Genomic DNA, 26,447 nt, shown 5'->3' with positions numbered 1-26,447 from the left:
CAATGTTAAATGGTCAAGTTGCTCTTATTACCGGTGCTTCTCGTGGTATTGGGCGGGAGATTGCCCTTACTTTTGCTAAAAACGGTGCAAAGGTTATAGTAAACTACTCAGGCAGTGAGGAAAAAGCACAGCAAGTAGTCGATGAAATCAAGCAATTCGGCGGGGAAGCCATTAAAATAAAGGCGAATGTCAGTAAAGAAAAAGAGGTAAAATCAATGGTAAAGGAAACGACCAAAACCTTTGGTCGTCTTGATATCTTGGTTAATAATGCGGGCATTACCCGTGATAACCTGTTAATGCGCATGAGCGAAGCCGATTTTGACGATGTGATTGATATTAATCTGAAGGGTGTCTTCCTGTGTACCAAGGCAGTTACCCGCCAAATGATGAAACAAAAAAGCGGACGTATCATTAATATTTCCTCTGTTGTAGGGATTAGTGGTAACCCAGGCCAAGCCAATTATGTGTCAGCGAAGGCTGGCGTAATCGGTTTAACCAAAACAACAGCTAAGGAGTTAGCGGCTCGTAATATTTTGGTGAACGCTGTAGCACCAGGATTTATTGCTACTGAAATGACGGATCAATTGACCGAAGAACAAAAAGAGCAAATATTTGGACTAATCCCATTGAATAAACTTGGTGAGGCGAAAGATGTAGCCAACGTAGCCATGTTTCTTGCTTCTGAACAAGCCAATTATGTAACAGGACAAACAATTCAGGTTGATGGCGGCATGGTTATGTAGTAGGATAAAGTGAGAATTATCAAGATGTATAGCGCTCATTATCCCTCGCAGACTGACAGTTAGGTCTTTCGGATAAATATGCCATGAATTCCTATTACTTGAGGATGCACCACTCGGCTATACTGCGATAAACGCACACAACCTTGAAAGGAGGTGACGGGAAATGGCAGATACTTTCGAAAAAGTGAAACAAATCGTTGTCGATCGTCTAGACGTTGATGAAGATAAAGTAACACCTGAAGCTTCATTTAAAGATGATTTAGAGGCGGATTCTCTTGATGTTGTAGAACTAGTGATGGAACTAGAAGATGAATTCGATATGGAAATTGCCGATGAAGATGCAGAAAAAATTGCTACAGTAGGCGATGCTGTATCTTACATAGACAGCAATCAATAGACGGTAAGAGGAAAAAAAGGGGCTTATTCAAGGGCCCCTTTTTCTAACAAAGAGGAGAAAGCTATCCTTCCTTGTATTACAAGAAAAAAGCGATAACAGCAGAATTCAAAAAAATCAAGTAGGAGGTGAAAAGATGTCTGATTTTAAGCAATTACAAGCAGATTTAGAGATCACTTTTAACGATGAAGAACTACTTCGTCAAGCGTTTACACATTCATCCTATGTGAATGAGCACCGGAGAAAAGATTTGGTTGATAACGAGCGATTGGAATTCTTGGGCGATGCGGTATTAGAATTGGGTGTATCACAATATCTTTTTCGTGAATTTGATGAATTAGAAGAAGGTGATTTGACCAAATTAAGAGCTTCGATTGTATGTGAGCCAGCTTTAGTAAGGTTCGCAGAATCTCTTGGATTTAGCCACTATATTTTACTAGGGAGAGGCGAAGAAATAACTGGTGGCAGGAATCGTCCAGCCCTTTTGGCAGACGTGTTTGAGGCGTTTATTGGTGCCTTGTATTTAGATCAGGGTTATCAGCCGGTAATCAAATTTTTAAAACAGCATGTCTATCCGGAAATATCAACCGGTGCTTTTTCGCATACGATGGATTATAAAAGTCAGCTGCAAGAGACGATTCAACAACACAAAAATCGTATCGTGGAATATGCAATTGTCGATGAAAAAGGCCCTGCCCATGACCGTGAATTTTTTGCAGTTGTCACTATAAACAGCAAAATAATAGGTAAAGGTGTAGGACGTACCAAGAAGGAAGCCGAACAGCGGGCTGCAAAGCAGGCACTGGATCGTCTGAATGAATAGTGTCAACCTTAAGTGCAAGTAAATGTATAAGAGAGTGGGTTATCTATGAAGCCCCATGCTAAGTCAGAAATCGGTTGCCCTTCAGAAAAGAAGAGCGCCTTTTCTGTGTGCGAATTCACCTCCAATAGAAAGAAAAGGATGGGTATTAATTACCCATCCTTTTACTGGAATATATCTGGAATTAATATACAGCGAGGAGGAAGTGGAGTGAAGAAATTATTTATCGTTTTTATGATTGGAATTATCTTTGTTATTACCGCCTGTTCTGGTAATGAAAGTAAGCAAGAAGTATTGGAAAAGGCGCTGCAATCACCGGATCAGGTAGAGAGTTATTTTGCGGATTTTGGTATCGATATTGATATAAAGTCTGATATAGCAAATGACAGCTCTACTATGAATGGGCAAGTAACCTTGATAGAAGACCCCATCGCAATTCATCAGCTTTTTAGTTCTAAGCAGGAGGGTACAGAAACTAGTACCGAAATTTATCGTGTGCAAGATGAGGCGTTTGTCAAGCAAGGTGAAGGAGCATGGACGGAACAGCCGGTAACTTCTGAAATGGCCAATTTTGAACCTGATTATGAAACAGTGGTTTCGGTATTGGAAAATGTAGAAGAGCTTGTGGAATTTGATAATAGCGGCGACACCTATCAAATTAGTTATAGTGGTTTTGATCAATCGATATATGATGCTTTTGAGGGACCGTTTAGTGTTCAATTAACCGGCTTTCGTGTCGACGAAGATGTAACGCTGGAACTGGTTATTGATATTCATCAACAGGATCATTATATTGAAAATCTGGATTATACGATTTTTGCAGAAAGCGGCAACAATGAATTGGAGATGAATATTTCATTGGAATATGATCAAGTAAATGAAATAGAAGATATCGAGATTCCAGAAGAAGTTCAAACGGGTATTTAGTAAAACGGGAATATTCTGCAAAAATGTCATTCAGTACTCAAGAATAACCGTGTGATTGTCATCGCGTTTTGGTATGTGAACCACTGTCGTTTCTTTCCTCAAAAGAATCAAATGTTTATCGTCAAAGTTCGCGATGACAACCGTCATGTCTGAAATAGCGTTTCAGCTGCACGGCATGTAAAGCAAGACCGATTATTCTTAACACATATAACCATCAAGTAAGTCAGAAAAATGTCTATGTCTAATGACTTAGGAAGATTTGCGATAATTCTTTAATTCGTCAATAAAGGCATGCGTTTCAGCTACCGTTAACTGGCCTTTCTGTTTTAACAAATCATATAATTCTTTCAATTCCGCATAATTCTCCAAATGATAGTCATCAGGGTTCATGATCGAATCATTCACCACTTGTAACATTTTACCCATTTCGCGAATGATATACGTCAAATTTTCCTGTGTTTGTTCTTCTAAACTCATGTCTTTACACTCCTAATGTCATATTTAATAAAACTTTCTTCTCTAACTCTAGTCTTTATGATAAAATAAATGAATTGAAAAGCAAAGTGTTAATTAAATTTTTTTCAAATAGATGATTTTGAAATAGGGGTTTTATATATGTACCTAAAACAACTAGATACCGTTGGATTTAAGTCCTTCGCCGAACGATGCAAAGTGGATTTTGTACCCGGTGTAACAGCCGTAGTCGGACCAAATGGCAGCGGTAAAAGTAATATAACAGACGCCATTCGTTGGGTATTGGGTGAACAATCAGCCAAATCGTTACGTGGTGCCAAGATGGAGGATATTATCTTTCAAGGCAGTGAAACACGTAAACAGTTAAATGTGGCTGAAGTGACTCTTATCTTAGATAACTCAGATAATCGTTTACCAGTAGATTACCATGAGGTAAGCGTTACGAGAAAAGTTTACCGTTCAGGTGAGAGTGAATTTTTGATTAACAAACAGCCATGCCGATTAAAGGATATCACCGAACTATTTATGGATTCGGGATTAGGCAGGGAAGCCTTCTCTATTATTAGCCAGGGTAAGGTGGAGGAGATACTCAGCTCAAAATCCGAAGAACGGCGTGTTATATTCGAAGAGGCAGCAGGAGTTCTCAAATATAAAAACAGAAAAAAACAAGCCGAGTATAAATTAGCGGAAACACAAGAAAATCTAAATCGAGTGGAAGACATTATTTATGAAATTAACGGGCAACTAGAGCCGTTGGAACAGCAAGCAGCGATTGCCAAAGAGTATGTGGCGCAAAAAGAACGTTTAACTAATGTGGAAGTGGGGCTCTTGGTCAAAGAAATTGATGTGTTGAACCAAGAAATGAATGAATCGCAGCAGAAACTGCGACAGCAAAAACAACAACATCAGGATAAACAAGCCTGGATAGATAAGCAGGAACTGGAAGTGGAAGCATCCAAACGACAAATACAAGAGATGGATGATGAGATTAATCGCCTACATGAATCTTTGCTTATTCTTACACAGGAACTAGAAAACCTGGAAGGAAACAAGAAAATTTTTCATGAACGACTGCAACATTTTTCAGAAAATAAGGAGAAATTGGAGCAAGAAATTACCAGTAGTCAACAAAAAGAACAGGCATTGGCAGATCAGTTAGAAACGGAAACGCAGCAGTTAACGCAATACAAACAAGATCAGAGTCTGTTTACGAAACAACGTAAAGAAATGGAGCAGGAATTATACAAAGGAAAGAACACCTTGGAGCAAGATATTGAATCAATGAAGGCGGATTACATCGAACTGTTAAACGAACAGGCCGCCAAAAGAAACGAAAAAGGATCTATTCAGCAGCAACTGGAAAAAATGGAAGGAAAGCAAAGCCTGGAATCTTCGAAATGGGAAAAGTTAGATGAAGAGCGGCTGTCTCTACAAAAAAGAGTAGCAGAGGCTGAGAAAAGTTATCAACAGGAGGAAGAAGCTTTACAAAAGCTGCAAACTGCCTGTGCCACAACAGACCGCAAGATTATCAGCGAAAATCAATTATTAGAAGATATGCAGCAAAAACTATACAAGGGTTACCAAATGGTCGAAAACTTAAAATCTAAAAAAGAAATGCTGGAGGATCTCAAAGAGGATTTTCAAGGGTTTTATTTTGGAGTGAAGGAAGTATTAAAGGCACGTGACCAGCAGCAACTTACTGGCATCCATGGGGCCATTCCTGAACTGGTTTCATTTGAAGAACAGTATGTGGAAGCAATGGAAACGGCATTAGGGGCTCAAGCTCAGCATGTTGTGGTGGATACAGAGCAATCTGCCCGGTCAGCGATTGGCTGGTTAAAGAAAACCAATAAAGGGCGTGCTACCTTTTTACCAATGGAATCAATGAGAGGGAAGCAGATTCCCCATACCGTCCAGCAAACCTTAAAGCAGCAAGATGAATTTGTTGGAATTGCGGTTGATTTGGTGCAATGTGATCCAATCTACCAGTCTGTTATGCAAGCACTTTTAGGCAATGTCGTGGTCGCTAGCTCACTCAAGGCTGCCAATAAACTAGCACAAGTAACGGGTCGTAAATACCGAATTGTAACATTAGACGGTGATGTCGTGAATCCAGGTGGTTCGATGTCAGGTGGAGCTAAAAAGAAGAATAAGCAATCCTTATTTACCAGAGATCGCGAATTAAAGACGTTGACCACAAAGTATGAAGAATACCAAACTCGCGTTCAAGACTATGAGCAGCAAATTCAGGCACAAAAATCTAGCTTGGATGAATTAAAACAAGAACGGGAGGATTTGGAAGGACAAGTAAATCACCTGCAAGACAAGGTACAGACAAGCAAAAACAATTTTACAGAAGGCAAGCTTTCCTTAGATCATCTTAATAACCAATTATCCATGTACGATCAGGATAAGCTTCAGCAGGAAAGGGATCGTTCCCAATTAGAAACACAATCCGCCGCTATAGAGCAAGAGCTTGTTCGTTTAGAGCAGGAAATCAAAGACCTAAACAGTCAAATTGAACAGGCGACCGAGCAACATAAAAATTTTGCAGCAAAGGAACAAGAATTGCAGCAACAGCTTCATGATTTGGAGATCAAACAAGCTGAACGAAGAAGCCAGCTTGCTAATCAAAGCGAAAAGGTTGAATATACAAAGGCCGAATGGACGGATGTAAAGGAAACAATCAAGCAAAAGCAGCAACAGTTACAGCAATTGATCGACGTAAAAGATAGCCAACAAACCGAGGAAGAAATCGACCATAACATAAAAGAAAAACGCACTGAAAAAGATGCCTTGCAAGAAAAGGTACAACAGATTCGAACAGACAGAACCAAAACGCAGGAGCACACGCAAATTTTAGAGGAATCCTTGAAACAGGCAAAACGGGAAGAAAGCATGTTGCAACAAGAGATGCAGCAAGAGGAAATGCAATATAACCGTAAGGACATCGATTTAGAACATCGATTGCAAAGGTTGGAAACAGAGTATCAATTGACATTTGAAAAAGCCAAAGCGGATTATTCACAGCCAGATGATATGGAGCAGGCCAAACAGCAAGTGAAATTAATCAAAAAATCAATGGATGAACTGGGTGTCGTTAACATTGGTGCCATTGAAGAATATGATCGCATTAAAGAACGCCATGAATTTTTGACGACACAACAGACCGATTTGGTGAATGCCAAACGGACGCTTTACGAGATCATTGCTGAAATGGATGAAGAAATGTCAAGCCGATTTGATGAAACTTTCTCACAAATCAAAGAGCAATTTAGCATCGTATTCCAGCGCTTATTTGGTGGTGGACATGCTGAATTAAAGCTCACCGATCCCAAGCAATTATTAGAAACAGGTGTAGATATTATTGCACAGCCGCCTGGTAAGAAACTGCAGCAGCTCGGTCTACTATCGGGAGGAGAACGAGCTTTGACGGCTATCGCCCTGCTTTTCGCTATTCTGCGGGTAAGGCCTGTACCATTTTGTGTATTGGATGAGGTAGAGGCCGCCTTAGATGAAGCAAACGTGGCTCGCTTTGCTCAATATTTAAAAAATTACAGTAAACATACCCAGTTTATCGTGATTACCCACCGCAAAGGTACGATGGAAGAGTCAGATGTTCTATACGGGGTAACGATGCAAGAATCAGGTGTATCACGTCTGGTTTCGGTTAAACTGGAGGAAGCACCTGAATTACTGGAAGCATAAGTTGAAGGGGGAATTAGTTTGAGCTTTTTGAAAAAGTGGAAGGAAAAATTCACATCAAAGGAACAACAAGAGGAAGTTTCCGATAAGTATAAAGAAGGCTTGACCAAAACACGCAAAAGTTTTTCCGAAAAAATTAACGACTTGGTAGCTCGCTATCGAAAAGTAGATGAAGAATTCTTCGAGGATTTAGAAGAAATTCTTATTGCAGCGGATGTCGGTGTGACGACGGTGATGGATTTAATCGAGGAGCTAGAGATGGAAGTCAAAAGACGTAATATTAAGGATACCTCGGAAGTTAAAGGTGTCATCTCTGAAAAGCTAGTGGATATTTACCAAGGTGAAGGAGACAGTGAAGATGATACCTCACTAAATATACAGCAAGATGAATTAACCGTGATTTTATTCGTCGGTGTCAATGGTGTTGGTAAAACAACGACCATTGGTAAGCTCGCTCATCAACTGAAAGAAGAGGGGAAAGAGGTGCTCTTAACAGCAGGTGATACCTTTCGAGCGGGAGCTATCGAGCAATTAAGCGAATGGGGGAACCGTGTAGGAGTGGATGTGATTAAACATAGTGAGGGCAGTGATCCCGCAGCTGTGATTTATGACGGTATCCGTGCGGCAAAATCCCGTGGTGTCGACGTTTTGTTATGTGATACAGCCGGCCGTTTACAGAACAAGGTCAACTTAATGAATGAATTGTCTAAGGTCAAGCGTGTCATCGAACGGGAGATACCGAACGCTCCACATGAAGTCTTATTGGTATTAGACGCGACCACAGGGCAGAATGCGTTAAGCCAAGCAAAGACATTTGCCGAGGCTACCAATGTATCTGGTATTGTATTGACGAAACTGGATGGTACGGCCAAGGGTGGAATTGTACTGGCGATTCGAAATGAATTAGGTACACCGGTAAAATTAGTCGGGCTAGGAGAGAAGATGACAGACTTGGAGACTTTTGATCCCCATGCCTTTGTCTACGGATTGTTCGCAGATTTACTGGAGGAAGAAGAGTAGCCCTATAGCTTGACAATCATGATAAGGAATAGGTAGACTGAAGTGTAAAGGTATTTTACTTAACGAGGTGTCCTTCTATGTTAGAGAAAACAACAAGGATGAACGCTCTATATGATTTTTATCAAAAGTTGTTAACACAAAAACAACGAAATTATATGGAAATGTATTATTTAGAAGACTTTTCATTAGGGGAAATCTCCGAAAGTTCCAATGTATCTCGACAAGCCATCTATGATAATATACGACGTACAGAGCAGATGCTGGAGAATTATGAGGAGAAACTTGGGCTGTATCAGAAATTTCAAGATCGTCAGACACTGCTAAAGGAAATATTGGAGTTAGCGGACCAACAGCATAATGTAACATTGAAAAAAAAGCTAGAACAGATCAATGATATGGAATAGGGGGCGACATTATGGCATTTGAAGGCTTAGCCGACCGCCTGCAGAGTACCATTCAGAAAATCAAGGGTAAAGGGAAGGTAAATGAGCAAGATGTCAAGGAAATGACCAGAGAAGTTCGTCTTGCTTTATTAGAGGCAGACGTTAACTTTAAGGTAGTGAAAGATTTTATCAAAAAAGTAAAAGAACGGGCTGTTGGTCAAGAAGTAATGGAAAGCTTGACACCAGGACAGCAGGTTATTAAAGTAGTCAAGGAAGAACTCACCAATCTAATGGGTGGTGACGAGAGTAAAATTGCCGTTGCGGATCGGCCGCCTACGGTGATTATGATGGTAGGTTTGCAAGGGGCAGGTAAAACGACTACCACTGGTAAATTGGCCAATCTGTTACGTAAGAAATATAATCGCAAACCATTATTAGTTGCCGCCGACGTCTATCGTCCTGCAGCAATTGATCAATTAGAAACTTTAGGCAAGCAGTTAAGTATGCCTGTTTATTCGGAAGGTACCGATGCTAATCCAGTTGATATTGCGAATAAGGCAATGGATTATGCCAAGCAAGAACATCTTGATTATGTTTTAATCGATACAGCAGGTCGCTTGCATGTGGATAATGATTTGATGGATGAATTGATCCAGATTAAGCAGAATGTCAATCCCAACGAGGTATTCTTGGTGGTCGATTCGATGACTGGGCAAGATGCCGTCAATGTAGCAGAGAGTTTTAATGAGCAGCTTGATGTTACAGGTGTCGTACTGACCAAGCTGGATGGTGATACGCGCGGTGGTGCCGCTCTTTCTATTAAAGCAGTGACAGATAAACCCATTAAGTTCGCTGGTATGGGAGAGAAGCTAGATCAAATAGAAGTTTTCCATCCAGAACGAATGGCTTCCCGTATCCTTGGAATGGGAGATGTCCTGTCTTTAATCGAGAAGGCGCAGGAGAACGTCGATGAGAAACAAGCGAAGGAACTAGAGCAGAAAATGCGCTCTGCCTCGTTTACATTTGATGACTTTTTAGATCAAATGAGTCAAGTGAAAAACATGGGACCACTAGATGAACTGATTGATATGATCCCTGGTGCTAATAAAATGAAGGGATTAAAGAATGTCGATTTTGATGAGAAACAGATTTCCCATGTAGAGGCAATTATTCAATCGATGACCGCCCAAGAACGGCAAGATCCAAGTGTAATTAATGCGGGGAGAAGGAAGCGTATTGCCAAAGGTTCTGGCCGTTCTGTTTCCGAGGTCAACCGTTTGTTAAAACAGTTTGATGAGATGAAGAAAATGATGAAGCAGATGACCAATACCCAGCCAGGAAAGAAAGGGAAAAAGAACAAAAAAATGAAGGGATTAAATTTTCCATTCATGTAAGGTAAAAACCCTTTACAGACAAAAAATAATCTGTTACAATTCTATCTTGTGTAAGAATTTTATTTGGAGGTGTTAATAATGGCAGTAAAAATTCGTTTAAGACGTATGGGATCAAAAAGAAATCCATTCTATCGTATCGTTGTAGCGGACTCTCGCTCTCCACGTGATGGACGTATTATCGAGCAGATTGGCACATATAATCCGGTAGCAAATCCGACCGAAGTGAAATTAGATGAAGACAAAGCAATTAATTGGATGGCTAATGGCGCGAAACCAAGTGATACAGTACGTAACATTTTTTCCACTGAAGGCATCATGAAAAAATTCCACGAATCAAAAATCCAATCATAAAGTGATGTGATTCGATGAAAAAATTGATTGAAACAATTGTAGAACCGTTAGTGGATCATCCGGATGACATTGTTGTGACGGAGCAGGAAGAAGAAAGCAAGATTGTTTATCATCTTCAAGTGAACGAGCAGGATGTTGGAAAGGTGATCGGCAAGAATGGTCGCATTGCCAAATCAATTCGTACGGTTGTTTATGCAGCTGGTATGAAATCTAATAACAAAAAGATATTTTTGGATATTATGTAAGAGGGAACCTGCACAAAATGGTCCCTCTTTTCTTTTGCGGTTGAAAGACCGTTTGTTGGCTGACTGACGTTTATTGATTGGAAGAAAAACGGATTCATTGCTTGCGCTTTGGTAAAGAGACATGCTATTCTTTTACTAGTACAATCACTGCCAATAAGGTGAGTTATGTGAAATAGCTAGATCGTTTATTCCGTGTGGTAAAGTTGGTTGTTTGTCTGTGTTAGGAAATGCTCAAAAAATGTCTCATGGATCAAACGATAAGTTCAACTTATATAGATCCCTTGTCTAGCTATAAGCGTCAAAAACTAGATAACTTCCTGACAGCTCCCTACGATAAAGAAGACTTGCTGATTGGCGAAGACAGAAGCTTAGTCGCCCTTTCATCGGCTAAAATCGGTCACGTCCTGTGACCAACGCCGATACTTGAACGTCCTGTTCATCGTGCCCTTGGGCGAAAGTCATCATCCGTTCGCAAGCTCACGGTGATTCCTTTATCTTCGTTGCTTTGGTCCAGTTGTTACGTTTTTAACCGACGCTTTCCGCTTTTCTTACAGGGGTCAAAACGGTCGGTCTTCGCTAGTAGAGGATTGTCTATATTGGTGCCGCTGTTCATCTGGTGGGTGTAAGAAAGATTCGCTAAACAAAGACCTAGTATGTCCTCATCAACTTAGAAAAAAGATATATGTATTATAGCTGGACCATGTCCATTTTTTCAATATAAAAGATAATATGCTTTCTGTAGTTGGAAGCCGTGCTATTGATCACGTAACATTGCCGTTATAATGGAAATCATTCCATCAAACATGTACAGCATATGAACGATTGTGTAACCAAGAGAAAAAGCTACCATTTCGTTCCATACGAACAAGCTGCTCCTTCTCACATACAGTGTAGCACTATATTTCAGCGTAGGCCAACCATGTAGACTCCTATGGGAACAGGGCGAGCTGAAGATCCACTTGAAAAGCGGTTTTCTTTTCAAGTTAGCTGAAGCCGTCCCCATGGAAAGCGTAATGGTTGGCCAGAGCGGTTATGCGCAAGCAAGAGTTCAACGTCATGACAAAGAATGAAGGATTACTTAACCAAAAAACAAGCACTATAATGATGAAGCCGTTTTATCCTAGAATGGCAAGATATTCACATTTATTCTTAAGTGCGAAAGTTGAAATTGTAAGGTTATTTCGCACCATCCATTTTATTGGAACGGTTAGTCAGAAGTGGTGCTAAAGTTGTTATACTTTATTACCTTATTGATCCCCGCTCATTTTTTCATCACTAAGAGAAAGGCGGAAAAAGATGAAAATTATAAAAAAAATCGCAGTGAAAAAAGTAGTAACCGACCAAAGCAAAGAACAGCTAGAAGAAGAATATCAATTCAAAATTTTTAAACTGGAACAAGAATGTGATCAGCTGAAGTTTGAACAGAAGAAATTAGAACAGCAATCGACAGGCAACAAAGATGAGATAGCTGCCAAATTTAAGAAACGAATCGACAGTCGAAAAGACCACATTAAGTGGTATCAATATAAATTAGAACAATTGGATAGTCTGCCATTAGACAGTGAAGTGGAAGATGGTGAGATCGAAGCCTTGATCGATATCGAAGAAGGCATGAGCTGGCACGAGCTTAATGAACAGAAATCAATCACCGTCAAAGATGGTATTATTATAAAAATTACATAAATAGGTGGTTACAGTAAAAATGGAGTATGTTAGAGTAGGGAAAATCATTAATACGCATGGAATAAAAGGCGAAGTAAAGGTATTGCGCATAACCGATTTTGAAGAGCGGTTTGAGCAAGGCAATGTCCTTTGGATCCAAACAGAGGGACAGGATACCATGCAGCAAGTTACCATTGATGGGCATCGCAACCACAAAAACTTTGATTTATTACATTTTAAAGGTTGGGATAATATTAATGATGTGGAACGTCTAAAAAATGCGCTATTAGTCATCGATAAAGCACAACTAGGTGATTTAGCAGAAAATGAATTTTACTATCACGAAATTATCGGCTGTAAAGTCCATACCACAGATGAGGTGTATATTGGTAAAGTAACGGAGATACTTTCGCCAGGAGCTAATGATGTATGGGTTGTTTCCGGACAAGGCAAGCAGCATTTGATCCCTTATATTGAAGAGGTAGTTAAACAAGTCAATGTGGAAGAGCAGGAAATCATCATCGAACCAATGGAAGGGTTATTAAGCCAATGAGAATCGATGTTTTATCTTTATTTCCAGAGATGTTTGAAGGTGTGTTCCAATCGTCTATTTTAAAAAGAGCTCAAGAATTAGAAGCCTTTCACTATCAGATTACTAATTTTCGTGATTTCACTGATAATAAACATCATAAGGTAGATGATTATCCTTATGGTGGCGGTGCTGGTATGGTATTAAAGCCACAACCTGTTTTTGATGCGGTCCAGCAACTAGAGAAAACAACGGCTACACCAAGAGTCATCCTGATGTGTCCTCAAGGTGAGCCGTATACCCAAGCAAAGGCAGAAGAATTGGCGAAAGAAGAGCAGCTTATTTTCATTTGCGGTCATTATGAAGGGTATGATGAGCGGATACGTACGGAACTTGTAACTGATGAGATTTCAATTGGTGACTATGTGCTCACTGGCGGTGAGCTTGGTGCGATGGTTGTGATCGATAGTGTAATCCGTTTGCTCCCAGGTGTGCTAGGTAACGATGATTCGGCCATGCAAGATTCGTTCTCCACGGGGTTACTAGAACACCCTCATTATACCAGACCGGCGGATTTTCGTGGTTTGAAAGTTCCTGATGTATTACTCTCTGGTAACCATGCCCATATTGAAGAATGGCGCCGGAAAGAAGCGTTAAAGCGAACCTTTTTACGACGGAGAGATTTATTAACAGATGTTGCCTTAACCGAACAGGAACGTGTCTGGTTAGAGGAATGGAAAGAGTGAAAACAAGCAGTCAGTTCTCCCATTAATTTGCTTATCATGTTGAACGTATGAGATGCTTGAAAAAGCTTTATCATAGTCACAAAGGTCCAAGTGCACTTTTAAGCCTTTTAAAAACCCTACTGTTTAAAAACAAAACCATGAAAAATAGTTGAAATATCTTATAGGATGTGCTATATTGATAGTTGTGCTTAAGTGAACGCTTAAGGTAATAAACGGTGCTCCGCTGGCGTATTTTGAACGTTAAGAACATTGGTTGGAAGGAGTGTGAGAGAATGCAACAATTAATCGAAGAAATTACTAAAGAACAGTTGAAAACTGATTTACCAAAGTTCCGTGCTGGTGATACCGTAAAGGTGCACGTAAAGGTTGTCGAAGGTAACCGTGAGCGTATCCAGGTATTCGAAGGTGTAGTCATTAAACGTCAGAACGGCGGAATCAGTGAAACATTTACAGTGCGTAAGATTTCTTACGGTGTAGGGGTGGAACGGACATTCCCAGTGCATTCACCACGGATTGATAAAATTGAAGTAAGCCGTCGTGGTAAAGTTCGTCGTGCTAAGCTTTATTATCTACGTAAATTACGTGGTAAAGCTGCGCGTATTAAAGAAATTCGTTAATTCGCTATGATGTAAAAGGAGCTTGAGTAGTCAGGCTCCTTTTTATCAATTAAAAGGGTAAATTTTAGAAGTGCGTGTTCAACTGGGTAAACTTTTCATAAACTAATATAACTATACGGAACAAACAAAATAGCTCCATATATATGTTGGCGGTAGCTATTCATTACGATGCTCCTTCAAATGGTAAGCTGGAGATGAATTTAGCGCTGTGGCTGTGATAAAAGGAAGGAATCTTCATGTCGAAAAAAAAGCAGGACTGGGTTGACTGGGTGAAAACAATCGTCATAACTATTATCGTTGTTTTTATAGTGCGATTGTTTGTTGCCGTACCGATCGTAGTAGATGGGCCATCCATGCTTCCTACATTAATAGATAAAGATCGCCTGATTGTCAATAAGATAGGGTTAATGTTTAGTGACCCCGATCGTTTTGATGTGGTGGTTTTCCATGCTACTGCAAGGGAAGACTATATTAAACGAGTAATTGGATTGCCAGGTGATTCGATTGCTTATCAAGATGATCAATTATATATCAATGATGAGCCTGTTGCAGAACCGTTTATTGCGCAGGAAGTTGCGGATGAACAATTTAACTATACAACAAACTTTACGATGCAAGACATACCAGGGAATGAAGAGGTAGTGCCCGACGGTCATGTCTTTGTGTTAGGAGATAATAGGCCAGATTCTACCGATAGCAGACATATCGGTTTTGTACCAATCGATCAAATAGAAGGTGTCGCCAGTCTCACCTATTGGCCGTTAGATAATATCGGTCTGGTACGATAATTGGAAAGAATAGAGGTGTGATTTTTGGCAATTCAATGGTTTCCAGGTCATATGGCAAAGGCACGAAGAGAAGTACAGGAAAAATTAAAGCTAGTAGACTTTGTGATAGAGCTAGTTGACGCTAGGGCTCCCTACTCCTCACAAAATCCTATGATGCAGCAGTTACTCAATCAGAAACCGAAAATGATGGTATTAATGAAGCAGGACTTGGCAGATGAGCAAGTGACAAGGGAATGGCTGACTCATTTTGAGGGACAAGGTATTGTATCTGTGGCGGTAGACGTAAATGAACGTCAAGCGATTCAAGCCGTTATTGCAACTGCTAAGGATATGGTAAAAGACAAAATGCAACGCCTTGAGAAAAAAGGAGTTCGACCTCGCCCGGCTCGTGCGATGATTATCGGTATTCCTAACGTAGGTAAGTCCACTTTAATTAATCGACTGGCCCATAAAAAAATAGCCAAAACAGGAAATAAACCAGGTATTACGAAAAGTCAGCAGTGGATAAAGGTGAAAAAAGACTTTGAATTATTGGATACTCCTGGGATTCTTTGGCCAAAATTCGAGGAGGAATTGGTAGGGTTACGTTTAGCAGCTATTGGAACGATTAAGGACCAAATACTCCCACTCGAAGATATTGCGGCCTTCGTGATTAACTATTTGAAAACGGCCTATCCACAGCGATTACAAGATAGGTATCAGTTGTCTCTGGAAGAAGAGGACCTGTTGGCTATCTTTGAGCAAATCGGACGCAAACGAGGATGTCTAGAGTCGGGTGGAAAAGTAAATATAGAAAAGACTACCGATGTTATCCTGCAAGATATTAGGTTAGGCCATTTTGGCAGGATCACGCTAGAACATCCAGACCAAATAGAATCGGATAAATAAAGGGGCTGAAATTCGAATCAGTTCCTTTATTTTTTTATGTAGAAACCGATAATAAAAGAAATGGGGATGAAAATGTTGACGTCTAATTGGACAATTGCAAAAATTAGAGATTATTTAACCGGAGAAACGATCGATTCTGCTGTGGTGGAACAATTACATAAAGACGAACGAAAAGGAGTACAGCGCTTGTTACAGCAATATAGCAAACGCCAAGAACAAGTGAAGGCGCAACAGGCACATTTTGAGGAAATGCTTGGCTACGAAAAGAAGTGGAGAGCTAAAGGAATGACCTATATTGCCGGTGTAGATGAAGTTGGCAGAGGACCATTAGCAGGACCTGTAGTTGCTGCTGCCGTTATCCTGCCAGCCGATTTTCAATTATTGGGCTTGGACGATTCTAAGAAACTCTCCAAAAGTAAACGAGAAAGCTTTGCTGCCTATATTAAGACACATGCCGTTGATTACCATATTGCTATGATCAACGCAGAAATTATCGATGAAATCAATATCTTAAATGCCGCTAAAAAGGCGATGCACCAAGCCATTACCCACTTAGATAAGGTGGAACATGCTTTGATTGATGCTGTTAAGTTAGATCACCTGCCTGTCACACAGGAGGCGATTATTAAAGGAGATCAGAAAAGTGTATCGATTGCTGCAGCTAGTGTAATTGCCAAAGTGGCAAGAGATGCCTATATGCACGACTTACATCAGCAATTCCCAGCTTATGGTTTTGATCAAAACAGTGGTTATGGAACACGTCAGCATATCGAGGCTCTTCAACGTGATGGCAAAACACCTTATCATAGGAAAAGTTTCATTCATTCGTAAGCTAACATTTTTCTTGTGAGCAAAGAACGTATATAACCCTTGGCATAATAGGACTTGAAATGATTTTGACCTAGAACGAATCGCGATACCGATAAGTGGATTGAAATCATTTCTCATGGATCGAATAGGTGATCTTGATTCATTCACACGAATGAATCAAGTAAGGTATTATCAGGAACTAAGGCGAGCAAAGACTTGCTTGTCACACGTTTTCTTGAGAAATAATGAAGAAAGGGGTTAAGTTATGGGATACACATCATCTTTTCCTTCTTTATCAAGCAGCAATCGTACACAAAAAACAACGGCACAGCCGCCGATGCGACCTGGGCAATTGTTGACTGGGAAGGTACTGGAGATCTATCCTCAGCAACGAGCTGCTATTCAATTGGGTGGGACAAGGATAGTAGCCCGTATAGAGACGGCACTCACCGCCAAGCAAAACTATCTGTTTCAAGTAACGGCCGTCGATCAAATGGTTCATTTAAAAAAGGTAAGTGAAGTACCAGCCAATACGCAGGGAAAACTCAGCAATCCATTATTACAACAGATCGGTTTATCATCCAACAGCCCAGCTAAACCCCTGTTCCAACAATTGATTCAACAGCAAATCCCCTTTACTTCTAAGCAATTACGACAGATAACGGACCTGCTAGAACAAAAAGGGAACAGCACTGCCAATCGAGAGTTACTGTTGCAAATGGTAAAGCAGCAGCTGCCACTAACAGAGGCGACCTTTCAAAGTTTGCAGAGCTTTCAATCCAATTCATTAGCTCGACAAATTCAGCAAGTGCTACAACAAATAGGCAGCCAAACTGGGCAACCGTCATTAGCTCAAGCATTAACACAACAACTGATGATCTATCAATCAGAGATTGGTGAACAGGCCAATGCTCGCCTGCAGCAATTCTTAGCGTCAAACTCTTTATTATTATCGTTGATGGTTCGTCGGCTAGCGCCAACACAAGAATCTGTATTAGCACAATTAACCGCTGGTAAACCAGTGAGTGAGCAGCAAATAAGACCTTTTGTTGATCAACTGCAGAACCTATTAAATCAACAGCTTCCAGCAGAAAAACAGCAAAGTTTAGCACACATGGTTAGTCGCTTGCGGCATGATCCAGACGCCACTGCCACAATGAAACAAGCATTTGCCAATCAAGGGTTCTTTTCAGAAGTGTTGAGACGTATTCCTACAGAGGAGCGTCAGTTGTTACAACGAATACTACAAACATCGTCAGCTAACTTTAATCAGCAAGCAGCCTCACTTCTGCAGCGCCTTAGCCAAAACCAGTTATCAGCAGGAGATCAGCAAATCTTGCGTACCTTTTTATTACAAATGGATCAAGCGTATCCTACGTCTCTCTCTGCTACGAAAGATACCATGATAAATTTACTAAAGCATTTTGTCCAATCGAGTGGCTTACAGGACGAGTCCCAAATCGCTCAGTCTCTGCAACAGGCTGGTTCGGGTGCGTTATCGAGTCGTTCGATACTTGTTTCGACAGGACTTTTACAGCAAGGTGACCCCTCGCAACGTTTTGGACAAGTTTTGCAGCATTTACAGCAAAGCCTGCCAGCAGACCAGCAACGTTTTTTTGTCGAGTGGTTGTTGCAGTCTCCAGCCCCTTCTCGTCAAAACGAACAAATGGCAACCATGATAAGAGGGATAGAAACGTCGTCATTAACTCCCAATCAACAGACTATGGTTCAAGAATTGAAAATGGCGGCTCAAGCAAACAGTGGTTTTACAAAAGAAACGATGTTACAAGTCATCCGACCATTTTTGCAGCAAACATCCCTGCAAGAAACAGCGTACAGGGAACAAGATTTATCCGTGAAACAACAGCTTATGCTTTTGCAGCAGCAACAACCGGACGTAGCGGGAAATCAAGTACAGCGGTTAGTTCAAAGTCTAACGGGTTTGCAAATTCATATGACGCATGATCCTGCACAAGGGCTATTGCAAATTCCGATGTACATCCCTGGTGACAGATTAGGATTGGCTGGTGATATCAAGCTGCAATTTGAAGGGAAAAAGCGCAAGGGTAGCGACGAAATCGATCCCGATTTTTGTAAAATTCTGTTTCATTTACAACTACGCAGTTTGGGAGAAACAATGATAGCTATGTCGGTTCAAAAGCGAATGGTTCATCTAACCGTCTACAATGACGAAGAACGCATTAAGCCGTTAATGGAGCAGTTTAAGCCACTATTAAAGGATAAACTGGAGATGATAGATTACCGCTTGACTACGGTCACCCATAAGCCAATTTCTCAAACAGTCCCAGCACAGCCCGCTAGAACGGAGCGGCAAACGTATCCTAACGAAGGAGTGGATTATCGGATATGACAGAAGATAACTATCGTAAAAAGGCAGCAGCTTTGCAATATGATGTAGCGACCGATCAATCGCCCAAAGTAGTGGCCGCTGGAAAAGGTTATCTGGCAGAAGAGATCATGGAGCGGGCAAAGGCAAATAATGTTCCGATTCAGTCGGATCCCACTTTAGTCGCTTTGTTATCGGAGCTGCACATAAACGAAGAGATACCAGAAGAGCTATATCAAGCAGTTGCAGAGGTATTTGCTTATATTTATCAAGTGGACAAACAAGTATCGAAGTGATAAGTAACATTCGACATCATAATTATTTGTAGTATTTTCTAGACAATGACCTGCATCTTTTTATACAATGAGAATGCAGTGATTAATTGATGGGAGGATGAAAGATGAATATTCATGAATATCAAGGCAAAGAGATATTGCGCAGCTATGGTGTCGCTGTACCTGATGGAAAAGTAGCTTTTACAGTCGATGAAGCTGTACAAGCTGCAGAGGAATTAGGAACAGCTGTCAGTGTAGTGAAAGCGCAAATTCACGCCGGCGGAAGAGGTAAGGCTGGAGGTGTGAAGGTTGCCAAAAATGTAGATGAAGTGCGTACATATGCAGATGAAATTCTGGGAAAAACCTTAGTCACACATCAAACCGGTCCGGAAGGTAAGGAAGTAAAGCGTTTGCTCATCGAAGCCGGTTGTGACATTCAAAAGGAATACTATGTCGGTGTGGTATTGGATCGAGCTACTTCACGTGTCACCATGATGGCATCAGAAGAAGGCGGTACTGAAATTGAAGAAGTAGCGGCAGAAACACCAGAGAAAATTTTTAAAGAAGTGATCGACCCTGTTACTGGGCTGTTACCATATCAAGCAAGACGTCTTGCTTTTAACATAAATATTCCCGCTGATTATTTATCGAAAGCGGTTAAGTTTATGATGGGCTTATATCAGCTATTTGTCGAGAAGGATTGTTCGATTGCCGAAATCAATCCATTAGTAACGACAGGTGATGGAGAGGTGTTGGCGCTAGATGCCAAACTGAATTTTGATGATAATGCCCTTTTCCGTCAAAAAGATATCGCGGCTTTTCGTGATTTAGATGAAGAAGATGAGAAAGAAATTGAGGCTTCCAAGTATGACCTAAGCTATATTGCTTTAGATGGTAACATTGGTTGTATGGTAAATGGGGCCGGTTTAGCCATGGCTACCATGGATATTATCAAACATTATAATGGAGATCCCGCTAATTTTCTTGATGTTGGGGGCGGTGCAACGGCTGAAAAGGTAACCGAAGCATTCAAAATCATCCTTTCAGATGACCATGTCAAGGGGATTTTTGTCAATATCTTCGGTGGTATTATGAAGTGTGACGTTATTGCCGAAGGGGTAGTACAGGCAACTCAAGAAGTTGGCTTGACGATACCTTTAGTTGTCCGCTTGGAAGGTACCAATGTAGAAGCAGGCAAGCAAATCCTTGCAGATTCCGGTCTTAATATTACGCCTGCAGAATCAATGGCAGATGGTGCTGAGAAAATTGTTGCACTTGTGCATCAGGCATAACCATTCATCATTCAAGAGAAAAAGGAGGATCCATTAACATGAGTGTTTTTATCAATAAAGATACCAAGGTGCTTGTTCAGGGGATTACTGGTTCAACTGCACTTTTTCATACGAAACAAATGCTAGAATATGGTACCCAGATTGTCGGAGGAATTACGCCAAAGAAAGGCGGTACAGAAGTCGAAGGGGTACCCGTATTTAATACGGTGGAGGAGGCTGCTCAGACTACAGGTGCGAATGCATCGGTCATCTATGTACCTGCCCCGTTTGCTGCTGATGCTATTATGGAGGCTGTTGATGCCGAATTGGATATTGTGATTTGTATTACGGAACATATTCCTGTAATGGATATGTTAAAAGTGAAACGTTATATGGAAGGGAAAAAGACCCGTCTAGTGGGACCGAACTGCCCAGGCGTTATCACCCCAGAAGAATGCAAAATCGGTATTATGCCGGGCTATATTCATAAGAAAGGACACATTGGTGTGGTATCTCGTTCTGGTACCTTAACTTATGAAGCAGTTCATCAATTATCCGAAAAAGGATTTGGTCAATCCTCGGCCGTTGGTATTGGGGGCGATCCAGTGAATGGTACCGACTTTATCGATGTATTAAAGGCTTTCAATGAGGACCCAGATACCGAAGCTGTCATTATGATTGGCGAAATTGGTGGAACCGCTGAAGAGGAGGCTGCCGAGTGGGTGAAAGCCAATATGACGAAGCCGGTTGTCGGATTTATAGGTGGGCGTACTGCACCTCCAGGTAAGCGTATGGGGCATGCTGGTGCGATTATATCCGGTGGTCAAGGTACAGCAGAAGAAAAAATTAAAACGATGAACGCCTGTGGTATTGAAGTGGCTGAGACCCCTGCTGTAATGGGAGAAACGTTACTGAATGTGCTTCAGGAAAAAGGTCTTTACGATAAATGTAAAACACACTAAAATGAGCATGGATTGGTTACCAAATAAGCACGTACGAAAAGCTTATGTGGTAACCAATTCCACATAAGCATATACCTGATGAGGAACAAAATTATAAAGAAAGTGTGGTGGTTAGCATAGATAAAAGAGAATGGCGCTTACTTCACTTGCATTATGTTTGCTATAACAATCGTCAAATGATCAGGCAAATATTAGAGCAAGACCCAGCATTAACTGTTTATTATCAGTGGAAATCAGCAGAGTGGCAAGAACGGTTGCAACTGTCCAGTGAACGAGCCCATCATTTATTACAGCGATTAAACAATCAGGATATCAAGGAGAAAATTGTCCGATTTGCTCGGAAATATCAGATTCTAACGATATGGAGCCCTCAATTTCCTTCTTATCTAAAACAAATACCAGATCCTCCTCTCGTTTTATATCTTCATGGAAATAAATCACTTCTCCAACATTACCCTAACTTAAGCGTGGTTGGAACAAGATACCCTTCCAGGTTTGCCAGACAAACCATGCAGCAGGTATTATTACCCTTATTAAAAAAAGATATTCTCCTTGTCAGCGGGATGGCAGCAGGTATTGATGGTTTGGCGCATCAATTGGCATTAGACAATCATGCCAAGACCATTGCTGTTTTAGGAGGAGGTTTTCAGCATATTTATCCTCAAAAGCATACGACCCTTTTTCATCGATTGGCCAAGCAAAACTTAATTGTATCCGAATATCCTCCTGACTTTTCACCACAAAAATACTATTTCCCTGAAAGAAATCGATTAATTAGTGCCTTAGGTTTTGGGACACTAGTCGTGGAAGCAAAGGAAAAAAGCGGGACGATGATTACGGTAGATCAGGCATTAGAACAAGGGAAGGAAGTATTTGCAATGCCAGGATCTATTTTAACGGAAACAAGTAATGGCTGTAATCGCTTGATTAAAGACGGGGCAAAACTTGTTCAAGACAGCATGGATATTTGGATAGAGGTGCCGACAATTCCCTCGTTTTCCTGAAGAAAAATAAAAATAATCCAATAAATATAGTTTTCTCGTTTGACAAATGCTTGTAAAGTATTTAATAATAGGGAAGATTTATCTTATTTATTGAGGTTGTTCAAAAAGTCAAATAAAAATGTCGTATCGAATATTTGCATGGACAATGTGGGGAACTTTTTGGTTCTTTCTATCAGCTTTTGAACACGCATTGAAATGTAAGCAAAAAAGAATTGATATTACCTCTTGGGAGTGTATGGAATATATGGCACAATATCTAGTCATTGTGGAATCACCAGCAAAAGCAAAAACAATTGAAAGATATCTAGGAAAAAAGTATAAAGTCAAGGCATCAATGGGACACGTCCGTGACTTACCAAAAAGTCAAACGGGTGTAGACGTAGAGAATAATTTTGAACCAAAGTACATTACGATCCGCGGAAAAGGGCCGGTATTAAAGGAACTGAAAACCGCAGCTAAAAAAGCGGACAAAATATTTCTCGCAGCCGACCCCGATCGCGAAGGTGAGGCAATTGCATGGCATTTGGCCCATAGTTTAAATATGGATGTGGATAGTGAATGTCGGGTTGTCTTTAATGAAATCACTAAAGACGCTGTAAAAGAATCATTCAAACATCCTCGAACGATAAATATGGACTTGGTAGACGCACAACAAGCCAGAAGAATTTTGGATCGTTTAGTAGGGTATAACATCAGTCCTTTGTTATGGCAGAAGGTGAAAAAAGGATTAAGTGCAGGACGAGTGCAATCGGTTGCTGTAAAGATGATCATTGATCGCGAAAACGAAATCAAAAACTTCAAGCCGGAAGAGTACTGGAGTATTGACGCTGATTTTCTCAAAGGCAAGCAAAGCTTTGAGGGAAGTTTTTATGGCGTTGATGGTAAGAAAAAGAAGCTTTCCTCAAGAGAAGATGTTGATAAAATCCTTCAAACGATGGATGATAAAGGGTTTATCGTTGATAAAGTAAATAAAAGGGAAAGAAAACGGAATCCTTCTCCTTCATTTATCACCTCCTCTTTACAACAGGAAGCGGCACGGAAATTGAATTTTCGCGCTAGAAAAACGATGATGGTGGCACAGCAATTATATGAAGGGATAGATCTAGGCAAGCGAGAAGGCGGTATAACAGGTTTGATTACCTATATGCGTACCGATTCGACCAGGGTTTCCGATACCGCCAAGTCACAAGCCAAAGAATATATTGAAAAAAATTATGGAAAAGAATATAGTGGTTCGTCGAGAAAAGCGAAAAATGCAGAAGGGGCGCAAGACGCACACGAAGCGATTCGGCCAACCAATGCCCTTCGATCTCCTGATTCATTAAAACAAACTTTATCCAGAGATCAGTTTAGATTATATAAGCTAATATGGGAACGATTTATTGCCAGTCAAATGGCGCCTGCGGTAATGGATACGATGACGGTTCATTTATCGAACAATGGTGTAGAGTTTCGGGCTTCTGGCTCCAAGATTAAGTTCAAAGGTTTTATGGGCGTTTATATTGAAAGCTCAGATGACCAAGATAAGAAGAAGGATAAATGGTTGCCTAACTTAGAGGTTGGAGAAACAGTGAAGACGAGTAAAATCACACCAAATCAACACTTTACTCAGCCGCCTCCACGATATACGGAGGCAAGACTGGTAAAAACGATGGAGGAGAAAGGTATTGGTCGCCCATCTACTTATGCACCAACGTTAGATACCATTCAGCGCCGTGGTTATGTAGCCTTGGATAATAGGAGATTCATTCCGACTGAATTAGGAGAAATCGTCACGAAGTTAATAGAAGAGTTTTTCCCGGAAATCATTGACGTTGCCTTCACTGTGAAAATGGAGGATGACTTAGATGCCATTGAAGAAGGAAAAACCGAATGGATTAGCATATTAGATCAATTCTATCAAGGTTTTGATAAACGTCTGGAAAAGGCGCATCAAGAAATGGAGAAGGTCGAAATACGTGATGAACCTGCCGGCATTACCTGTGAAAAATGTGGTCATGAAATGGTTTATAAAATGGGCAGATATGGTAAATTCCTGGCCTGTTCCAATTTCCCTGAATGCCGAAATACCAAGCCGATCTTAAAAGAAATTGGGGTTAAATGCCCCAAGTGTAAAGATGGGAATATTGTAGAAAGAAAAACCAAAAAGAAACGAACTTTTTACGGGTGTGATAAATACCCAGAATGTGATTTTATTTCATGGGATAAACCAGTGGGTAGAGACTGTCCGAAGTGTGATTCTATGCTAGTAGAAAAGAAAAGCAAGAAAAAGGTTCAAGTACAATGCTCGAACTGTGACTATAAAGAAGAAGAACAAGGTTAATCAAAGTGAAGCCCCATTGCAACGGGGTTTCGTTTTTTTTTAGAGAAGGTATATAATCGTATCTATCACAGCTCAGCGGCCTAAGCGAAAATGCACACATCATTCTTTTTATAATATCCTCCAACACATAGCTGATCACTTATTTGTTCAACTATTAACAATCTTGTGAAGTTAAGCAAGAACGCTTTATTATCTGGCAATGCATGTTAGAATAATAACAAGGCATATGGTGAAAAATGAAGTTGATTGAAGTTTAGCTAGGATTGTGTTACTATTTTAACGCATTAAGAGGTGACCTATGGATTATGATAAATACTGGAAGTTATTCCTTGAATATTTACAGATTGAAAAGAATGCTTCCCAACTGACGATACAAGCATATCAAAGAGACATTGAACATTTTTTTCAGTTTTTGATCAGAGAAAAGATGGAAGAATTAACAGATGTAGATTATTTGATGATAAGAACTTATTTAACGGAATTGTACCATGGAGGGTTATCGAAACGATCGGTAAACCGTCAGATTTCTAGTTTGCGCTCCTTTTATAAATTCCTTATGAGGGAAGAGATAGTGCAGACTAATCCATTTGCTCAATTACCATTATCGAAAACAGATCAAGCTATCCCTGATATTATGTATGCCGAAGAATTGGACATTTTGTTCCATTCTATTACTACTGATAACGCTATTGGAATACGAAACAAAGCCTTATTAGAGTTATTATATGGTACAGGTATTCGTGTGAGTGAGTGTGTGCAATTACATTTGGCAAGTGTGGATATGGATCTGCAAACGATATTGGTAACAGGGAAAGGTAACAAAGAAAGGTATATCCCCTTCGGACAATTCGCCCAACAATCGTTGCTTGAATATATGGAGCATGGCCGGGATGGATTGATTGGTAAACATAGCCAGCCAGGCAATGTTTTATTTCTGAATGCGAAGGGAAACCCATTAAGTGCCAGGGGTGTTCGAATGATTATGAATCGTATCGTAGAGGATGCAGCATTAACCGTTGATTTGCACCCACATAAATTGAGACACAGCTTTGCGACCCATCTACTTGACAATGGGGCGGACCTAAGAGCCGTTCAGGAGTTATTGGGGCATGCCAATTTATCAGCAACACAAATATACACACATGTCTCGAGTGACCGGCTTCAGAATGTCTATCATCAGGCACATCCAAGGGCACATAAATAGGAGGAATGAAAAAATGGACTCATTTCATGCAACCACCATATTCGCTATCCAGCATAACGGAAAATCTGCTATATGCGGAGATGGTCAGGTGACATTTGGAAATCAGGTGGTAATGAAGCATACCGCCAAGAAAGTACGGCGTTTGTTTCGAAATCAAGTGGTCGCAGGATTTGCAGGATCAGTAGCTGATGCGTTTACCTTATTTGAAAGTTTTGAAGCTAAATTGGAAACACATGATGGTAACCTGTCAAGGGCTGCAGTAGAACTTGCCAAAGATTGGAGAAATGATAAATATTTACGAAAATTAGAAGCGATGCTAATTGTGATGGACAAGAAAGAGCTGCTATTAATTTCTGGTACTGGAGAAGTGATTGAACCAGATGATGGTATCTTGGCAATTGGTTCGGGCGGTCACTACGCGCTAAGTGCAGGCAGAGCATTGAAACGGCATGCAACAGAGATGGAAGCGAAAGACATTGCCAAGGCTTCTTTAGAAATAGCAGGTGAGATTTGTGTCTTTACCAATGATCAATTAATAGTAGAAGAAATCCAATAATGCGAGGTG

26 protein-coding genes are annotated in these 26,447 nt (G+C 40.6%); 25 read left to right on the top strand and 1 reads right to left on the bottom strand.

What is annotated here, in order from left to right:
* The first annotated feature begins 2 nt into the window (after positions 1–2).
* The 4 genes from fabG (at position 3) to BN6556_RS17570 (ending at position 2,884) form a co-directional block, all read left to right on the top strand.
* Positions 3–743, top strand: coding sequence for a 3-oxoacyl-[acyl-carrier-protein] reductase (gene fabG / locus BN6556_RS17585; protein ID WP_066193980.1), 741 nt, complete (start codon positions 3–5; stop codon positions 741–743).
* A gap of 163 nt (positions 744–906) precedes the next feature.
* Positions 907–1,140: an acyl carrier protein gene (gene acpP, locus BN6556_RS17580; RefSeq protein WP_066193977.1), complete on the top strand. Its 234-nt coding sequence runs from the start codon at positions 907–909 to the stop codon at positions 1,138–1,140.
* A gap of 133 nt (positions 1,141–1,273) precedes the next feature.
* Entirely contained in the window at positions 1,274–1,960 is a 687-nt protein-coding gene (rnc, locus tag BN6556_RS17575) for a ribonuclease III (RefSeq protein ID WP_066193975.1), read from the top strand.
* 207 nt (positions 1,961–2,167) lie between these two features.
* Positions 2,168–2,884, top strand: coding sequence for a DUF6612 family protein (locus BN6556_RS17570; protein WP_066193971.1), 717 nt, complete (start codon positions 2,168–2,170; stop codon positions 2,882–2,884).
* A 249-nt stretch (positions 2,885–3,133) separates the two neighbouring features.
* On the opposite strand, the gene BN6556_RS17565 is transcribed toward BN6556_RS17570, so the two are convergent.
* The gene (locus BN6556_RS17565; protein ID WP_066193968.1) at positions 3,134–3,361 is read right to left on the bottom strand and encodes a DUF1128 domain-containing protein; all 228 of its coding nucleotides are present in this window, start codon (positions 3,359–3,361) and stop codon (positions 3,134–3,136) included.
* Positions 3,362–3,499: 138 nt separating this feature from the next.
* Here BN6556_RS17565 and smc point away from each other — a divergent pair, with 138 nt between their 5' ends.
* The 21 genes from smc (at position 3,500) to hslV (ending at position 26,438) form a co-directional block, all read left to right on the top strand.
* Positions 3,500–7,066: a chromosome segregation protein SMC gene (gene smc / locus BN6556_RS17560; protein ID WP_066193965.1), complete on the top strand. Its 3,567-nt coding sequence runs from the start codon at positions 3,500–3,502 to the stop codon at positions 7,064–7,066.
* Positions 7,067–7,084: 18 nt separating this feature from the next.
* A complete protein-coding gene (gene ftsY / locus BN6556_RS17555; protein WP_066193962.1) occupies positions 7,085–8,083 on the top strand; it encodes a signal recognition particle-docking protein FtsY in 999 nt (332 codons plus the stop codon).
* Between the two features lie 77 nt (positions 8,084–8,160).
* Positions 8,161–8,487: a putative DNA-binding protein gene (locus BN6556_RS17550; protein ID WP_066193959.1), complete on the top strand. Its 327-nt coding sequence runs from the start codon at positions 8,161–8,163 to the stop codon at positions 8,485–8,487.
* A gap of 11 nt (positions 8,488–8,498) precedes the next feature.
* Positions 8,499–9,860: a signal recognition particle protein gene (ffh, locus tag BN6556_RS17545; RefSeq protein ID WP_066193956.1), complete on the top strand. Its 1,362-nt coding sequence runs from the start codon at positions 8,499–8,501 to the stop codon at positions 9,858–9,860.
* Between the two features lie 78 nt (positions 9,861–9,938).
* Positions 9,939–10,211, top strand: coding sequence for a 30S ribosomal protein S16 (gene rpsP, locus BN6556_RS17540; protein ID WP_066193953.1), 273 nt, complete (start codon positions 9,939–9,941; stop codon positions 10,209–10,211).
* A gap of 14 nt (positions 10,212–10,225) precedes the next feature.
* Complete coding sequence (locus BN6556_RS17535; RefSeq protein ID WP_066193951.1) at positions 10,226–10,456, top strand: KH domain-containing protein; 231 nt, start codon at positions 10,226–10,228, stop codon at positions 10,454–10,456.
* 1,296 nt (positions 10,457–11,752) lie between these two features.
* Positions 11,753–12,139 (top strand): YlqD family protein, encoded by a 387-nt coding sequence (locus BN6556_RS17530; RefSeq protein ID WP_066193949.1) that lies wholly within the window; start codon positions 11,753–11,755, stop codon positions 12,137–12,139.
* Positions 12,140–12,158: 19 nt separating this feature from the next.
* Positions 12,159–12,671: a ribosome maturation factor RimM gene (gene rimM / locus BN6556_RS17525; protein ID WP_066193946.1), complete on the top strand. Its 513-nt coding sequence runs from the start codon at positions 12,159–12,161 to the stop codon at positions 12,669–12,671.
* On the top strand, positions 12,668–13,393 hold the full coding sequence (gene trmD, locus BN6556_RS17520; protein WP_066193943.1) for a tRNA (guanosine(37)-N1)-methyltransferase TrmD: 726 nt from the start codon (positions 12,668–12,670) through the stop codon (positions 13,391–13,393). The genes rimM and trmD overlap by 4 nt, the downstream gene beginning before the upstream one ends.
* Positions 13,394–13,665: 272 nt before the next feature.
* On the top strand, positions 13,666–14,010 hold the full coding sequence (gene rplS, locus BN6556_RS17515; protein WP_066193940.1) for a 50S ribosomal protein L19: 345 nt from the start codon (positions 13,666–13,668) through the stop codon (positions 14,008–14,010).
* Positions 14,011–14,246: 236 nt separating this feature from the next.
* Entirely contained in the window at positions 14,247–14,798 is a 552-nt protein-coding gene (lepB, locus tag BN6556_RS17510; RefSeq protein ID WP_066193937.1) for a signal peptidase I, read from the top strand.
* Between the two features lie 24 nt (positions 14,799–14,822).
* Positions 14,823–15,686: a ribosome biogenesis GTPase YlqF gene (gene ylqF / locus BN6556_RS17505; protein WP_066193935.1), complete on the top strand. Its 864-nt coding sequence runs from the start codon at positions 14,823–14,825 to the stop codon at positions 15,684–15,686.
* 72 nt (positions 15,687–15,758) lie between these two features.
* Positions 15,759–16,517, top strand: coding sequence for a ribonuclease HII (locus BN6556_RS17500; protein ID WP_148436807.1), 759 nt, complete (start codon positions 15,759–15,761; stop codon positions 16,515–16,517).
* A gap of 244 nt (positions 16,518–16,761) precedes the next feature.
* A complete protein-coding gene (locus BN6556_RS17495) occupies positions 16,762–18,867 on the top strand; it encodes a hypothetical protein (protein WP_066193931.1) in 2,106 nt (701 codons plus the stop codon).
* Positions 18,864–19,139 (top strand): EscU/YscU/HrcU family type III secretion system export apparatus switch protein, encoded by a 276-nt coding sequence (locus BN6556_RS17490; protein WP_066193929.1) that lies wholly within the window; start codon positions 18,864–18,866, stop codon positions 19,137–19,139. The genes BN6556_RS17495 and BN6556_RS17490 overlap by 4 nt, the downstream gene beginning before the upstream one ends.
* Before the next feature lie 104 nt (positions 19,140–19,243).
* Complete coding sequence (sucC, locus tag BN6556_RS17485; RefSeq protein ID WP_066193927.1) at positions 19,244–20,410, top strand: ADP-forming succinate--CoA ligase subunit beta; 1,167 nt, start codon at positions 19,244–19,246, stop codon at positions 20,408–20,410.
* A 38-nt stretch (positions 20,411–20,448) separates the two neighbouring features.
* Positions 20,449–21,351, top strand: a complete 903-nt coding sequence (gene sucD / locus BN6556_RS17480; RefSeq protein ID WP_066193924.1) for a succinate--CoA ligase subunit alpha — start codon at positions 20,449–20,451, stop codon at positions 21,349–21,351.
* 107 nt (positions 21,352–21,458) lie between these two features.
* Entirely contained in the window at positions 21,459–22,355 is an 897-nt protein-coding gene (gene dprA / locus BN6556_RS17475) for a DNA-processing protein DprA (RefSeq protein ID WP_235817547.1), read from the top strand.
* Positions 22,356–22,599: 244 nt separating this feature from the next.
* On the top strand, positions 22,600–24,678 hold the full coding sequence (gene topA, locus BN6556_RS17470; protein ID WP_066193922.1) for a type I DNA topoisomerase: 2,079 nt from the start codon (positions 22,600–22,602) through the stop codon (positions 24,676–24,678).
* A gap of 298 nt (positions 24,679–24,976) precedes the next feature.
* Positions 24,977–25,882, top strand: a complete 906-nt coding sequence (gene xerC / locus BN6556_RS17465; protein ID WP_066193917.1) for a tyrosine recombinase XerC — start codon at positions 24,977–24,979, stop codon at positions 25,880–25,882.
* 13 nt (positions 25,883–25,895) lie between these two features.
* On the top strand, positions 25,896–26,438 hold the full coding sequence (hslV, locus tag BN6556_RS17460) for an ATP-dependent protease subunit HslV (RefSeq protein ID WP_066193912.1): 543 nt from the start codon (positions 25,896–25,898) through the stop codon (positions 26,436–26,438).
* Positions 26,439–26,447: the final 9 nt, after the last annotated feature.

The organism is Gracilibacillus timonensis, from assembly GCF_900086715.1.
Taxonomy (GTDB): domain Bacteria; phylum Bacillota; class Bacilli; order Bacillales; family Amphibacillaceae; genus Gracilibacillus; species Gracilibacillus timonensis.
Note: the sequence above shows the minus strand (reverse complement) of the source record. Positions and strands in the feature narration are given on the sequence as shown.